11 protein-coding genes are annotated in these 13,779 nt (G+C 73.1%); 9 read left to right on the top strand and 2 right to left on the bottom strand.

The window, feature by feature from the left end:
* On the bottom strand, window positions 1-507 hold the full coding sequence (locus tag SSP29_RS00200) for a ferritin-like domain-containing protein (protein ID WP_089098401.1): 507 nt from the start codon (window positions 505-507) through the stop codon (window positions 1-3).
* Complete coding sequence (locus tag SSP29_RS00195) at window positions 504-1,010, bottom strand: hypothetical protein (protein ID WP_150133292.1); 507 nt, start codon at window positions 1,008-1,010, stop codon at window positions 504-506. Before SSP29_RS00195 ends, SSP29_RS00200 begins: the two co-directional genes overlap by 4 nt.
* A 337-nt stretch (window positions 1,011-1,347) precedes the next feature.
* On the opposite strand from SSP29_RS00195, the gene rimP reads away from it, so the two are divergent.
* The 9 genes from rimP (at window position 1,348) to SSP29_RS00150 (ending at window position 13,748) form a co-directional block, all read left to right on the top strand.
* A complete protein-coding gene (rimP, locus tag SSP29_RS00190) occupies window positions 1,348-1,857 on the top strand; it encodes a ribosome maturation factor RimP (protein WP_089098400.1) in 510 nt (169 codons plus the stop codon).
* A gap of 2 nt (window positions 1,858-1,859) precedes the next feature.
* Window positions 1,860-2,846, top strand: coding sequence for a transcription termination factor NusA (nusA, locus tag SSP29_RS00185; RefSeq protein ID WP_089098399.1), 987 nt, complete (start codon window positions 1,860-1,862; stop codon window positions 2,844-2,846).
* 147 nt (window positions 2,847-2,993) lie between these two features.
* The gene (locus tag SSP29_RS00180) at window positions 2,994-3,263 is read left to right on the top strand and encodes a YlxR family protein (protein ID WP_089098398.1); all 270 of its coding nucleotides are present in this window, start codon (window positions 2,994-2,996) and stop codon (window positions 3,261-3,263) included.
* Window positions 3,264-3,417: 154 nt separating this feature from the next.
* The gene (gene infB / locus SSP29_RS00175; protein ID WP_089098397.1) at window positions 3,418-6,537 is read left to right on the top strand and encodes a translation initiation factor IF-2; all 3,120 of its coding nucleotides are present in this window, start codon (window positions 3,418-3,420) and stop codon (window positions 6,535-6,537) included.
* A gap of 317 nt (window positions 6,538-6,854) precedes the next feature.
* Entirely contained in the window at window positions 6,855-7,148 is a 294-nt protein-coding gene (locus tag SSP29_RS00170) for a DUF503 domain-containing protein (RefSeq protein ID WP_046732584.1), read from the top strand.
* Window positions 7,149-7,187: 39 nt separating this feature from the next.
* On the top strand, window positions 7,188-7,667 hold the full coding sequence (gene rbfA / locus SSP29_RS00165; RefSeq protein WP_089098396.1) for a 30S ribosome-binding factor RbfA: 480 nt from the start codon (window positions 7,188-7,190) through the stop codon (window positions 7,665-7,667).
* Entirely contained in the window at window positions 7,664-8,569 is a 906-nt protein-coding gene (gene truB, locus SSP29_RS00160) for a tRNA pseudouridine(55) synthase TruB (RefSeq protein WP_089098395.1), read from the top strand. The genes rbfA and truB overlap by 4 nt, the downstream gene beginning before the upstream one ends.
* Window positions 8,570-8,929: 360 nt before the next feature.
* Window positions 8,930-12,679, top strand: coding sequence for a trypsin-like peptidase domain-containing protein (locus tag SSP29_RS00155; protein ID WP_089098394.1), 3,750 nt, complete (start codon window positions 8,930-8,932; stop codon window positions 12,677-12,679).
* A gap of 118 nt (window positions 12,680-12,797) precedes the next feature.
* Entirely contained in the window at window positions 12,798-13,748 is a 951-nt protein-coding gene (locus SSP29_RS00150; protein ID WP_089098393.1) for a bifunctional riboflavin kinase/FAD synthetase, read from the top strand.
* Window positions 13,749-13,779 lie beyond the last annotated feature (31 nt).

Below are 13,779 nucleotides of genomic sequence, written 5' to 3'. Positions count from 1 at the left end.
CTAGGGAGTCGCCGAAGCCGAAGCCGAAGCCGAAGCCGAGGGCGAGGCCGACCCACCGGCCGCCGCTCCGGAACCCGCCCGCTCGGCGAGCCCAGGGAAGGCTACGCTCTCCCCGCTCCAGCGCACCGCCCGCACCGCGGCCTCCCGCAGCGCCCCGGCCGCCGCGCCGCGCCGCTCGCCGGAGGATGCCCGGACCAGGTCGGAGTACACGTCGGCCACCCGCTCCTCCAGTTCGGCGGCGAGTCGTACCGCCGTCGCCGGGTCGGTGACGGCGAACGGCAGCGCGTACGCCGCGCTCGCGGCGACGGGCGCACCGCCCAGGTCCCGCACCTCGCGGACCAGCGCGTCCCGGCGGGCCCGGTGCGCGTCGTACGCCGAGTGCGCCTCGGCCAGCCGCTGCCCGCCGATCCGGCCGCCGACGACGCCGTAGCCGTACACCGCCGCGTGTTCGGCCGCCAGCGCCGCCTGGAGCGCCTTGAGCAGGCCCGCCTTCGCCTCGTCGCTCACTGGTCACCCTTCGTCAGCAGGTACGCGTGCCCCGCGCCGGCCGCAGCCACCCCGGCCAGCAGCCGTGCCAGCTCGCCCGGCACGTCGAGCAGCGCCTTGGCCCGCCGGTCGGCGAGGCTCCGCTCGGCGGCGGCCAGCGACGCGAGCGCGGACTTCTCGTCGGCGGGCACGGTCGGCGAGGCCGACGGGGACGCCGTGGCCGACGGCGAGCCGGTCGCCGTGGGCGAGGCCGTGCCCTCCTCGAACGCCGCCGCGTGCGCCGCCACTTCCGCGCGCAACGGCCGCAACCGCTCCGCGAGCCCCGGATGGGCGGCGAGGACGGCGTCGTACTGCCGCAGCAGCCCCCGACTGTCCCGTGCCGCACGCGCGCGTGCCCGTGCGGACACCGACGGACTCCCCCCGTTCCCGGCGGAGTCCGGATCGGTGGAGCAGCCCACCAGCACGGCAGCCGAGGCCACCGAAACGATCAGGCTCCTTCTGCGCAACAGAGAGGGGAACGACACGGCAGACGTCCTCAGGGGGCTCGTACGAACACACGGGCGGACATGCACTCCGCCGTGATCACGGTACCCGCGCATCCCCCCAACCAACGTCACCGCCCCGACGCCCCCAGCGACAACCCCCTAAGGGGCGCGAGGCCGTATCAATTTGCGGCTCCGCCGCGTGGGCGCGACAAGCCCCCACCGAACCCGCACCCGCCCACAAACCACAGCTCCCCCCCGTAGGCGAACGGCCCCCCCGCCGGAGGCACGCGCACGCAACACCCCCCGCGACCCGATACCCTTTGACCAGACACGCGCCCCATCCCACAACAGCACACGCGGCCGAGGAGTCACCCGGATGAGCACCACCCAGAGCGAGAGGCTGCGAGAGCTCCTGGAACCGCTCGTCACCTCCCAGGGACTGGATCTCGAAGAGATCGCCGTGGACTCCGTCGGACGCAAGCGCGTGCTGCGTGTCGTCGTCGATTCCGATGCCGGGGCGGACCTGGACCAGATCGCCGATGTGAGCCGTGAGCTCTCGGCGAGGCTCGACGAGACGGACGCCATGGGCGAGGGGGAGTACACCCTGGAGGTCGGCACCCCCGGTGCGGAGCGCCAGCTCACGGAGCACCGGCACTACCTGCGCGCCGTGGACCGCCTGGTGCGGTTCCAGCTGGCCGAGGGCGGGGAACTGGTCGCCAGGATCCTGGACGTCGACGACGAGGGCCTCGATCTGGAAGTGCCCGGTGTCAAGGGGCGCAAGGCGACCGGCCGCAGACTGGGCTTCGCCGAGATCGACAAGGCGCGTGTGCAGGTCGAGTTCAACCGCAAGGACAACAAGGACATGACGGAAGAGGAGGAGGCGTAGCCGTGGACATCGACATGAGCGCCCTGCGGGGCTTGGTTCGGGAGAAGGAGATCTCCTTCGACCTGCTGGTCGAGGCGATCGAGTCGGCCCTCCTCATCGCCTATCACCGCACCGAGGGAAGCCGCCGCCACGCGCGCGTGGTGCTCGACCGGAACACCGGGCACGTGACCGTGTGGGCGAAGGAGGATCCCGAGGACCTGGAGGAGGGGCAGGAGGCGCGCGAGTTCGACGACACCCCGTCGGGCTTCGGGCGGATCGCCGCCACCACCGCCAAGCAGGTGATCCTGCAGCGGCTGCGCGACGCCGAGGACGACGCCACGCTCGGCGAGTACGCCGGCCGCGAGGGCGACATCGTCACCGGAGTGGTCCAGCAGGGCCGCGACCCGAAGAACGTGCTCGTCGACATCGGCAAGCTGGAGGCCATCCTGCCGGTGCAGGAGCAGGTCCCCGGTGAGACCTACCCGCACGGGCTGCGGCTGCGGTCGTACGTCGTACGGGTGGCGAAGGGCGTCCGCGGCCCGTCCGTGACCCTGTCCCGTACGCACCCCAACCTGGTGAAGAAGCTCTTCGCCCTCGAGGTGCCGGAGATCGCGGACGGGTCCGTCGAGATCGCCGCCATCGCCCGCGAGGCCGGTCACCGTACGAAGATCGCGGTCCGCTCCACCCGTTCGGGTCTGAACGCCAAGGGCGCCTGTATCGGCCCCATGGGCGGCCGGGTCCGCAACGTCATGGGCGAACTGAACGGCGAGAAGATCGACATCGTCGACTGGTCGGACGACCCGGCCGAGATGGTGGCGAACGCGCTGTCCCCGGCCCGCGTCTCCAAGGTCGAGGTCGTGGACCTGGCGTCCCGGTCCGCCCGGGTCACCGTGCCGGACTACCAGCTGTCGCTGGCGATCGGCAAAGAGGGACAGAACGCCCGGCTCGCCGCCCGGCTCACCGGCTGGCGGATCGACATCCGCCCGGATACCGAACAGATGTCCGAGTAGATCACTCGGCGGATGGCGTCGGCCCCCGTCCGGGGTTCACCCGGACGGGGGGAATAGTTCCAAGCCGCAGGTCGCTTGGATTACGACAACAGTCGTTCGATCTTTGCCCCGAAGGGGTGAGGTCGGTGCGGGGAGGTAGACTTAGCAGTGTCTGGCCGGACGCGTGCCCGCGCATGCCCTGAGCGCACCTGTGTGGGGTGCAGGCAGCGAGCGGCCAAGACCGAACTGCTGCGGATCGTGGCGGTCGAGGACGAATGCGTCCCCGATCCTCGCGGTACGCTGCCCGGCCGGGGTGCATATGTACACCCCGCCCAGGTCTGTCTGGACCAGGCGGTGCGCCGCCGGGCACTCCCGCGGGCGCTCCGTGCCCCGGGCCCGCTGGACGTAAAGGCGTTGCGCCGGTACGTCGAGCAGTAACACCGTAAGAAGCGTCGTTCGGAACGTCCGTGCGGCTCTGGTACCCCGCGAGTTGGAAGTAGGTCGAGATTGCGATGAGCACTCGATGAGCACGCGATGAGTACGCCCATGAAGTAGCGACGGTCCGGACGCACCCGGACCTAAAAGGAGCGAAGTGGCTAAGGTCCGGGTATACGAACTCGCCAAGGAGTTCGGGGTTGAGAGCAAGGTCGTCATGGCCAAGCTCCAGGAACTCGGTGAATTCGTCCGTTCGGCGTCTTCGACCATCGAAGCGCCCGTAGTACGCAAGCTGACCGACGCCTTCCAGGGCGGCGGCAAGCCCGCCCCCCGCAAGGCGGCCCCCAGGCCCGCCGCGCCCTCTCCGGCGCAGGCGGCACGTCCGGCTGCCCCCAAGCCGGCCCCGCGCCCGGCTGCCCCGCAGCCCGCGGCCCCGGCCCCGGTCGCACCCGCCGCCTCGGCGGCGCCCGCGGCCCCGGCTCAGGCTCCGGTCACCCCCGCGCCGGCCGCCTCCGGCCCGCGTCCGGGTCCCAAGCCCGCGCCGCGTCCGGCTCCGGCCGCGCCCGAGTTCACCGCCCCGCCGGCCCCTCCGGCCGCCGCGGCGCCGAGCCCGGCCGCCGCACAGGGCCAGCGTCCGCAGGGCGGCGGTCCCCGTCCGGGTCAGGGCGCCCCGCGCCCCGGCGGTCGTCCCGCCCCCGGCCAGGGCCAGGCCCGTCCGGGCCAGGGCGGCGGCCAGCGTCCCGGTGAGCGCGCCCCCCGTCCGGGCGGTGCCCGTCCGGCCGGTCCGCGTCCGGGTAACAACCCCTTCACGTCCGGTGGCTCCACCGGCATGGCCCGCCCGCAGGCCCCGCGCCCGCAGGGCGGTCCGCGCCCGGGTGGCCCCGGTGCCCCCGGCGCCGGTCCCCGTCCGCAGGCGCCCGGCGCCCAGGGCGGCGGTCCTCGTCCGCAGGCTCCCGGCGGTTCCCGTCCGAGCCCGTCCGGCATGCCCCGCCCGCAGGGCGGTCCGCGTCCCGGCGGCGGTTCCGCGGGTCCGCGTCCGAACCCCGGCATGATGCCGCAGCGTCCCGCTGCCGGCCCGCGTCCCGGCCCCGGTGGCGGCGGTCGCGGTCCCGGCGCCGGTGCGGGTCGTCCCGGCGGCGGCGCCGGTCGTCCCGGCGGTGGCGGCGGCTTCGCCGGTCGTCCCGGTGGCGGCGGTGGCGCGCGTCCGGGCGGTGGCGGCGGCTTCGCCGGTCGTCCCGGCGGTGCCCCCGGCGGCGGTGGCGGCGGCTTCGGCGGCGGTCCCGGTGGCGGTGGCGGCGGCGGTCGTCCCGGCTTCGGCGGTCGTCCCGGCGGTCCCGGCGGCCGTGGTGGCACGCAGGGCGCCTTCGGCCGTCCCGGCGGTCCGGCGCGTCGCGGTCGCAAGTCGAAGCGGCAGAGGCGCCAGGAGTACGAGGCCATGCAGGCCCCGAGCGTCGGCGGCGTGATGCTGCCGCGCGGCAACGGCGAGACCATCCGTCTCTCCCGCGGCGCGTCGCTCACCGACTTCGCGGAGAAGATCAACGCCAACCCGGCGTCCCTCGTCGCGGTCATGATGAACCTCGGCGAGATGGTCACGGCCACGCAGTCCGTCTCCGACGCGACCCTTGAGGTCCTCGCCGGCGAGATGAACTACACGGTCCAGATCGTCAGCCCCGAGGAGGAGGACCGCGAGCTGCTCGAGTCCTTCGACATCGAGTTCGGCGAGGACGAGGGCGACGAGGAGGACCTGGTGGTCCGCCCGCCGGTCGTCACCGTCATGGGTCACGTCGACCACGGCAAGACCCGACTGCTCGACGCCATCCGCAAGACGAACGTCATCGCGGGCGAGGCCGGCGGCATCACCCAGCACATCGGTGCCTACCAGGTCTCGACCGAGGTCAACGACGAAGAGCGCAGGATCACCTTCATCGACACCCCGGGTCACGAGGCGTTCACCGCCATGCGTGCCCGTGGTGCGAAGTCGACCGACATCGCGATCCTGGTCGTCGCGGCCAACGACGGCGTCATGCCGCAGACGGTCGAGGCGCTCAACCACGCCAAGGCGGCCGACGTCCCGATCGTCGTCGCGGTCAACAAGATCGACGTCGAGGGCGCCGACCCGACCAAGGTGCGCGGTCAGCTGACCGAGTACGGCCTGGTGGCCGAGGAGTACGGCGGCGACACCATGTTCGTCGACATCTCCGCCAAGCAGGGTCTGTACATCGACGAGCTGCTCGAAGCGGTCGTCCTGACCGCGGACGCCTCGCTCGACCTGCGGGCCAACCCGGCCCAGGACGCGCAGGGCATCTCGATCGAGTCCCGCCTCGACCGCGGCCGCGGTGCCGTGGCGACGGTCCTCGTCCAGCGAGGCACGCTGCGGGTCGGCGACACGATGGTGGTCGGCGACGCGTACGGCCGCGTCCGGGCGATGCTCGACGACAACGGCAACAACGTGGCCGAGGCCGGCCCGTCGACGCCGGTCCAGGTCCTGGGCCTGACCAACGTCCCGGGTGCGGGCGACAACTTCCTGGTGGTCGAAGAGGACCGTACGGCCCGACAGATCGCCGAGAAGCGTGCCGCCCGCGAGCGCAACGCCGCGTTCGCCAAGCGCACGCGCCGCGTGTCGCTGGAGGACCTGGACAAGGTGCTCAAGGCCGGCGAGGTCCAGCAGCTCAACCTCATCATCAAGGGTGACGCTTCTGGTTCCGTCGAGGCCCTGGAGTCCTCCCTGCTCCAGCTGGACGTCGGCGAAGAGGTCGACATCCGCGTCCTGCACCGCGGCGTCGGTGCGGTCACGGAGTCCGACATCGACCTGGCGATGGGCTCCGACGCCATCGTGATCGGCTTCAACGTCCGCGCGGCCGGCCGCGCGGCGCAGATGGCCGAGCGCGAGGGTGTGGACGTCCGGTACTACTCGGTCATCTACCAGGCGATCGAGGAGATCGAGGCGGCCCTGAAGGGCATGCTGAAGCCGGAGTTCGAGGAGGTCGAGCTCGGTACGGCGGAGATCCGCGAGGTCTTCAAGTCGTCCAAGCTGGGCAACATCGCCGGTGTCCTCATCCGCTCGGGCGAGGTCAAGCGCAACACCAAGGCGCGCCTCATCCGCGACGGCAAGGTCATCGCGGAGAACCTCAACATCGAGGGCCTGCGTCGCTTCAAGGACGACGTCACCGAGATCCGCGAAGGGTTCGAGGGCGGTATCAACCTCGGCAACTTCAACGACATCAAGATCGACGACGTCATCGCGACGTACGAGATGCGGGAGAAGCCGCGGGTGTAAGGCCTACGGTTGGTAGCCGGCCGACGGGACTTCGGTACCGTCGGCCGGTACTTTTCCCGTCGGGATGCGACCGCCACGGGGCTTAGCCCCGGACCCCGGGCCTTCGCCCGCCCACCACCCGACTCGGTCGGCCGAGAAGGCTTCGACCGAAGGGCCACCCTCTCAACCCACCGAGTCGGGTGGTGGGCGGGCGGGGCCGGGGCCCGGGGCCAAGCCCCGTGACGGCTGAGGAAAGTCGGTCGAGCCCCCGGCAGGGACGGGGTACCGTTCCTGACAGGGCCATCGATCCCGTACCGGCGGGTTAACCGGATACATACATGTACGTGGGGACCCTGTCCTTCGACCTCCTCCTCGGCGACATCCACTCGCTCAAGGAGAAGCGCTCCGTCGTCCGCCCGATCGTCGCCGAACTCCAGCGGAAGTACGCCGTGAGCGCGGCCGAGGTGGACCACCTGGACCTTCATCGCAGGGCCGGCATCGGCCTTGCCATGGTCTCCGGCGACGCCGCGCACCTGACCGACGTACTCGACCGGTGCGAACGGCTGGTCGCCGGCCGCCCCGAGGTGGAACTGCTGTCCGTGCGACGGCGTTTCCACGGCGACGACGACTAGACCTGAGAACGACAAGAAGAAAGAACGGGAGACGGACCAGTGGCCGACAACGCGCGGGCTAAAAGGCTGGCGGACCTCATCCGAGAGGTGGTGGCCCAGAAGCTGCAGCGCGGGATCAAGGACCCGCGGCTCGGCACTCACGTCACCATCACGGACACCCGGGTCACCGGTGACCTCAGGGAGGCGACCGTCTTCTACACGGTGTACGGCGACGAGGAGGAGCGGAAGGCCGCTGCCGCCGGCCTGGAGAGCGCCAAGGGCATTCTCCGGTCGGAGGTCGGCCGGGCCGCCGGCGTGAAGTTCACGCCGACCCTCGCCTTCGTCGCGGACGCCCTGCCGGACACCGCCCGGAACATCGAGGACCTCCTCGACCGGGCGCGCCAGTCCGACCAGAAGGTCCGCGAGGCCTCCGCGGGCGCCGACTACGCCGGTGAGGCCGACCCGTACAAGAAGCCGGGTTCCGACGGCGAGGCGGAGATCGCTGCCGAGGCCGACGAGACGGACGACGCCACCGAATGACCAGCAAGCCCACCCCGCCCGACGGCCTTGTCATCGTCGACAAGCCGTCGGGCTTCACCTCGCACGACGTCGTCGCCAAGATGCGGGGCATCGCCCGCACCCGGCGCGTCGGGCACGCCGGCACCCTCGACCCCATGGCGACGGGCGTCCTCGTTCTCGGCCTTGAGCGGGCGACGAAGCTCCTCGGGCATCTCGCCCTCACCGAGAAGGAGTACCTGGGGACGATCCGCCTCGGCCAGAACACCATCACGGACGACGCGGAGGGCGAGCTCACCTCGTCCACCGACGCCTCCGAGGTCACCCGCGAGGCCGTCGACGCCGGCATCGCCAAGCTGACCGGCGCCATCATGCAGGTGCCGTCCAAGGTCAGCGCCATCAAGATCGACGGTGTCCGGTCGTACAAGCGCGCTCGGGACGGCGAGGACTTCGACATCCCGGCCCGCCCGGTGACCGTCTCGTCGTTTGCCGTGTACGACGTCCGGGACGCCGTCGCCGAGGACGGCACCCCCGTCCTCGACCTGGTCGTCTCCGTCGTCTGCTCCTCCGGCACCTACATCCGCGCCCTCGCCCGCGACCTCGGCGCCGACCTGGGCGTCGGCGGCCACCTCACCGCGCTGCGCCGCACCCGCGTCGGGCCGTACAAGCTGGACTCCGCGCGCACCCTCGACCAGCTCCAGCAGGAGCTGACCGTGATGCCGATCGCGGAGGCGGCCGGGGCCGCGTTCCGCCGCTGGGACGTCGACGACAGGCGGGCCCGCCTGCTCGTCAACGGCGTGCGCCTGGAGATGCCCGACGAGTACGCGGGCACCGGCCCCGTCGCCGTGTTCGACCCCGAGGGCCGCTTCCTGGCGCTCGTCGAGGAGCAGAAGGGCAAGGCGAAGAGCCTCGCCGTCTTCACCTGAGCCCGCTGGGCCCGTTGGGCCCTGCCCGTGGAGCGGCGACCACGGGGTCTGGCGCCGCCGCCGCTCCACGGTCCCCCCTCGGTTCCCCCCACCCCTAGGGTGTATCCACCCGCCCCGGCCTATTCACCCGACCGAGCAGGCGCTCGGAGTGAACCGGGGGAGCAGAGGGGGGCGCGTTCACCGCCCGCTCTGTCCCGCTGATCATTTCGCCCCTACGGTCGAAGACAAGGGCCTGTCCGGCGGATCCAGTCGCAGGAAATCGACGACAACGCGGCAGATGGGCGTGGCACAGCCCGCGTCTGCGGCTGGGTCCGCCGGACAGGCCCTTGGGCACGGGTGTACGGGCGGGGAGGTTCGATCATGGCGGTACGCGGCCCGCGGACCGGGAGCGGTCGCCGGACGGCGGACGGTACGCGGGAGGCGGAGAAGGAAACGGCACCGGGGCTCGACGAGCGGCTGGTCCGGGTCCGCGACCTCGCCGGGCGCCCGCGCGGCACCGGCTTCCTGGCCGATCATCACGGCACGCTCATCACCAGTCACGAGGCCGTCGACGGCCTCGCCCGGATCGTGCTGCACGCGGCCGGGGACCGTACCTGCGTGGTCGGCTCGGACGCCGTGGTCCCGCTGCCCGCCTTCGACCTGGCCCTGGTCCGCACCGAGGGCCTGGCCGTGGACCCGCTCCCGATCACCGTACGGGAACGCATCCCGGCGGGCACCTACGTACGGATCGCCGCCGACCGCTGGCGCGAGGCCCGGGTACTGGCCGCGACCCAGGTGACGTACACCGCCACCGACCGCTTCCATCTCCTCGAAGACGCCCTGGAGCTGGCGATCGGCACGGCGGGCCGGGACGCGCTGCGACTGGGCGGCGGGGCGGCCGGCGGACCGGTCCTCGACGCGGAGACCGGCGCGGTCCTGGCGGTCCTGGGTACCGCCCTCCAGTCCGGCCAGCGGGACGTGGGCTTCGCCGTCCCCCTCCACCACCCCGGCAGCGGCCCCCTGGCCGACCTCCTGGCCACCAACGCGGCGACGGTCCCGGCCTACGGCATCGACCTGAATCTGGCGGGCGTCCTGGAACTGACGGCCACGTCCGTGGGCCAGGACGGCCCCCCAGGAGCCCTGGCCGGCTACGTAGGCCGCACGGCCCCCCGCATGACACCCCCGCACACGTCAGCCCCCCACCCCGGAACGCCCCGCACCGCAGCGCCCCGCGCTGGAGCGCCCCAAAGGGGCGCGGGGAACTGCGCGACCGGCCCCCACGCACCCGCAGCCGCTCCACCACCTTTCATGGCACTCACCGGCGAATACACCGACCCCGTGCAACCAGTCGAACGCTCGACCACCGCAAGGGAACTGTCGGCCTTCGCCGAAGGCACCGGCACCGGCACCGTCCTGGCCCTCGTAGGCGCCCCCGGAACGGGCCGCACCACCGAACTCGCCGCCCTCGCCGCCCGCCGCAACCGCGAAGCGCACCCCGCCCCCACCCTCTGGCTCCGCGGCGCCGACCTCAAGGACGCCGACGACTCCGTCGCCTCCGCGGCCCGCCGCTCGCTGGAACGCGCGGTCCGGATCGTCGCCGCCTCCCGCTCCCAACTCCCCGGCGACCTGGGTGAGTTGACCGTGGAGCGGCTGGCCCGCCTCGCCGTCCGCGCCGGCCGCCCGCTCCTCCTCCTGCTGGACGGCCCCGAGGAGATGCCCCCGTTCCTCGCCCACCGGCTCCCCGCCTGGACCGAGGGCACCGCGGACTGGCTGCGCGACACCGGCGCCCGCCTGCTCGTGGCTTGCCGCGAGGAGTACTGGGAGCGCGCCGGCGCCGAATTCCCACCCGACCTCCTGCACGGAAACGGCAACGGGCACGGGCCAGGCAACGGACAAGGCGCCGAAGGCGACCCCCCGTGCATCCGGCTGACCGACCTCACCCCCGACGAGGCCCGCCGCGCCCGCTCCCGCTACGGCATCCCCGACAACGCCCTCATCGAGCGCGACGCCCGCCACCCGCTCGCCCTGCGCCTGCTCTCCGAGGTCCGCGCCGCCCTCCCGGACGCCCCGGCCGACGACGACCCGATCGACCGGCACGACGTCTTCGCCGCCTACCTCGACCTGATGTGCCTGCGCATCGCGGTCCGGCTGGCCGCCGAGAACGGCCTGCGCGGTACGGCCGTACGACGCCTCGCCGCCCGGGTCTCCGGACAGGTGCACGAGGCCGCCCGGCGCAGCCTCGGCCCCGGGCAGGGCGAGCTGGACCGGGAGTCGTTCGAAGCGGTGTTCCCCTGGGGGCCCGTCCCGGCACACCTCGGCGGCGGCTCCGGCTGGGCCTCCGCCGTGCTCACCGAGGGCCTCCTGGTACCCGCCGGCGGCGGCTACCGCTTCGCCCACGAGGAGCTCGCCGACTGGATCCAGGGCATGCATCTGGACCTGGACGAGGCCCTGCACGCCCTCGTCCACCGCCCCCGCACCCCCCTGGGCGCCCACCCCCTGCCCGTCCCGCACCACAGGGCCGGCCCGGTCGTCCAAGCCCTGCTGCTGCTCGACCGCGACTACGGGCCGACCCAACTCGCCCCACGGCTCGACGAGTTGGCGCACGCCCTCGACCTGGACCCCGGCTCCTGGTGGGCCGCGCGCCTGCTCACCCAGACCCTGCTGCGGCTGCCCGACGCGACCCCCTACACCGGGGTGCTGCGGCTGCTCGCCGACCGCGTGGTGAGCCAACAGCACACCGCACCACCCGAGTTCGGACCAGACTTCTGGACCGCGCTCGCCCTCCCGGCCGCCGACCGCTTCGATCTGCTGCGCAGGCTGGTGCTCGCCGACGAGCCGCTGCCGGAGACCGCGGGCATCGGCCGCTTCGGAGCCCGGCCGACCCGGCCGCCGACGCGCCCGCCGGCGGAGGAGCCCGAGGGCACGGTCCCGCGCTACCTGGACGCCGTGGCCCGGCTGCTGGCCGCCGACCCCACCGCCGTACAGCCGTATCTCACCCGGTGGTTCGACGACGAACGGCCGTTGCCCGCGATGCCGCACGCCACCGTGGCGACGGCGGCCCAGGCGCTGCTGCACACCCATCGGTACCGGGCCCTGGACGAGCTGACCGAGGTGCTGGTGGACGCGGCGCACCGGCGCGGTGACGAGTTGCTCGCCGTACTCGCCGAGGACGAGCCGTCGGCGGTGTGCCGGGCCGTGGACCGCTGGGCGCACGACGAGCGGCCGGCCCGCCGGGTGGCCGCCATGGCCCACGGGCTGCGCACCGCCCCGCACGTCCGCAGCGAACCCGACCGCGAACTGCTCCGCTATGCCGCGCTCGCCCTGCTCGCCCGCCCGGCCGACTGCACCGTGCACGGCGGCGCCCTCGCCCTGCTGGTCCGCGACCCGGGCACCCGCGCCCGCCATCTCCCGCAGGCGCTACGGCACTTCGCCACCGGCGACCACCAGCTCACGCCGGCCGCCCTGGTCCCGGCCCTGGTCACCCACCCCGACGAGGTGCTGGAGGCCTTCCGCGCCCGGCTGCGCGGACCGGACGCCGCACAGGTGCTGCGCACCCTCGCCCACGTCACCACACCCGCGCTCGCCCAGCGGATCACCGAGCTGGTGCTGGAGGTCGCCGAGCTGCGGCCGGAGCTCGCCGGACAGGTGGCCGGGTTCGTCGAGCGCCGCCTCGACCAGGGCACCGAGGCCCGTACCGTCCTGCTGCCGCTGGTCACCGAGCTGCTCGACGACGGCCCCGAGCCGGTCCGGGCGGCCCTCGCGACCGTACTCGGCGCGGCCGGCACCCCCGTCTCGCGGCCGCTGCGCCAGGAGCTCCTGGAGTTCCTGCTGGACCGTGAGCGGGACCCGGGCGTCCTCGACGCGCTGCTGCACGCGGCCGCCGCACAGCGCGAGGACGACGGCGACGGGATGCGCGAGCTGGTCAGGCGGACCGGGCTGCTGCTCGTCCGTACCCCGGACGGGGCAACCCTGTTCGACCGCGGGCTGGTCGACCTCGGCCGGCACGTGCCCGGATTCGCCGCCCTGATGGCCCGCTGGCTCACCGACACCCCGCAGGAATGGGCCGCGGTGGTCGGCCCGAGCACCCGGCGGATGCTCGGGAACCTGGCGGGCGTGCGGGTCCCCGCGTGACCGCGGACACGTGCGCCCGGTCACAGCGACCGTGCCGGTGTGAGACGGGTCCGGCAAACATGGCACCCTTAGACCTGCGTAAGAGGGACAACGGACACAGGTTCGAGGAGCGGTCACAGTGCAGCGCTGGCGTGGCTTGGAGGACATCCCCGAGGACTGGGGGCGCAGCGTCGTCACCATCGGTTCTTATGACGGGGTGCACCGCGGTCACCAGCTGATCATCCGGCATGCCGTGGACCGCGCCCGTGAGCTGGGCATCCCGGCCGTCGTCGTCACCTTCGACCCGCACCCTAGCGAGGTCGTCCGCCCCGGCAGCCACCCGCCGCTGCTCGCCCCGCACCACACCCGCGCCGAGCTGATGGCGGAGCTGGGCGTGGACGCGGTGCTGATCCTCCCCTTCACCACCGAGTTCTCGAAGCTGTCGGCCGCCGACTTCGTGGTGAAGGTCCTGGTCGACAAGCTGCACGCCAAGGCCGTCGTCGAGGGGCCCAACTTCCGCTTCGGCCACAAGGCCGCGGGCAACGTCGAGTTCCTCATCGAGCAGGGCACGGTGTACGACTTCGAGGTCGAGGTCGTCGACCTGTTCGTGCGCGGGGAGGCGGGCGGCGGCGAGCCGTTCTCCTCGACGCTGACCCGGCGCCTGGTCGCCGAGGGCGACATGGCGGGTGCCCGCGAGATCCTGGGCCGCCCGCACCGGGTGGAGGGCGTGGTGGTACGCGGCGCCCAGCGCGGCCGCGAGCTGGGCTTCCCCACCGCCAACGTGGAGACGCTCCCGCACACCGCCATCCCCGCCGACGGCGTCTACGCCGGCTACCTGCACGCCCAGGGCGAGGTGATGCCGGCCGCGATCTCCGTCGGCACCAACCCGCAGTTCGACGGCACCGAGCGCACGGTGGAGGCGTACGCCATCGACCGCCTGGGGCTCGACCTGTACGGCCTGCACGTCGCCGTCGACTTCCTGGCCTACGTCCGCGGCCAGGCCAAGTTCGACTCGCTCGACGCACTGCTGGAACAGATGGCCGAGGACGTCAAGCGCTGCCGGGAGCTGGTGGCGGCCGAGGAAGCCTGATCCGGCAGAGGGCTCAGCAGTACGCCGAAGG

The organism is Streptomyces hyaluromycini, from assembly GCF_002217755.1.
GTDB lineage: Bacteria > Actinomycetota > Actinomycetes > Streptomycetales > Streptomycetaceae > Streptomyces > Streptomyces hyaluromycini.
This window is presented reverse-complemented; position numbering and strand designations above follow the sequence as displayed.

Coding starts and splice junctions, on each gene's coding strand:
- SSP29_RS00155 (WP_089098394.1), top strand. CDS start 8,930: ATGGCGGTACGCGGCCCGCGGACCGGGAGCGGTCGCCGGACGGCGGAC.
- SSP29_RS00170 (WP_046732584.1), top strand. CDS start 6,855: ATGTACGTGGGGACCCTGTCCTTCGACCTCCTCCTCGGCGACATCCAC.
- rimP (WP_089098400.1), top strand. CDS start 1,348: ATGAGCACCACCCAGAGCGAGAGGCTGCGAGAGCTCCTGGAACCGCTC.
- truB (WP_089098395.1), top strand. CDS start 7,664: ATGACCAGCAAGCCCACCCCGCCCGACGGCCTTGTCATCGTCGACAAG.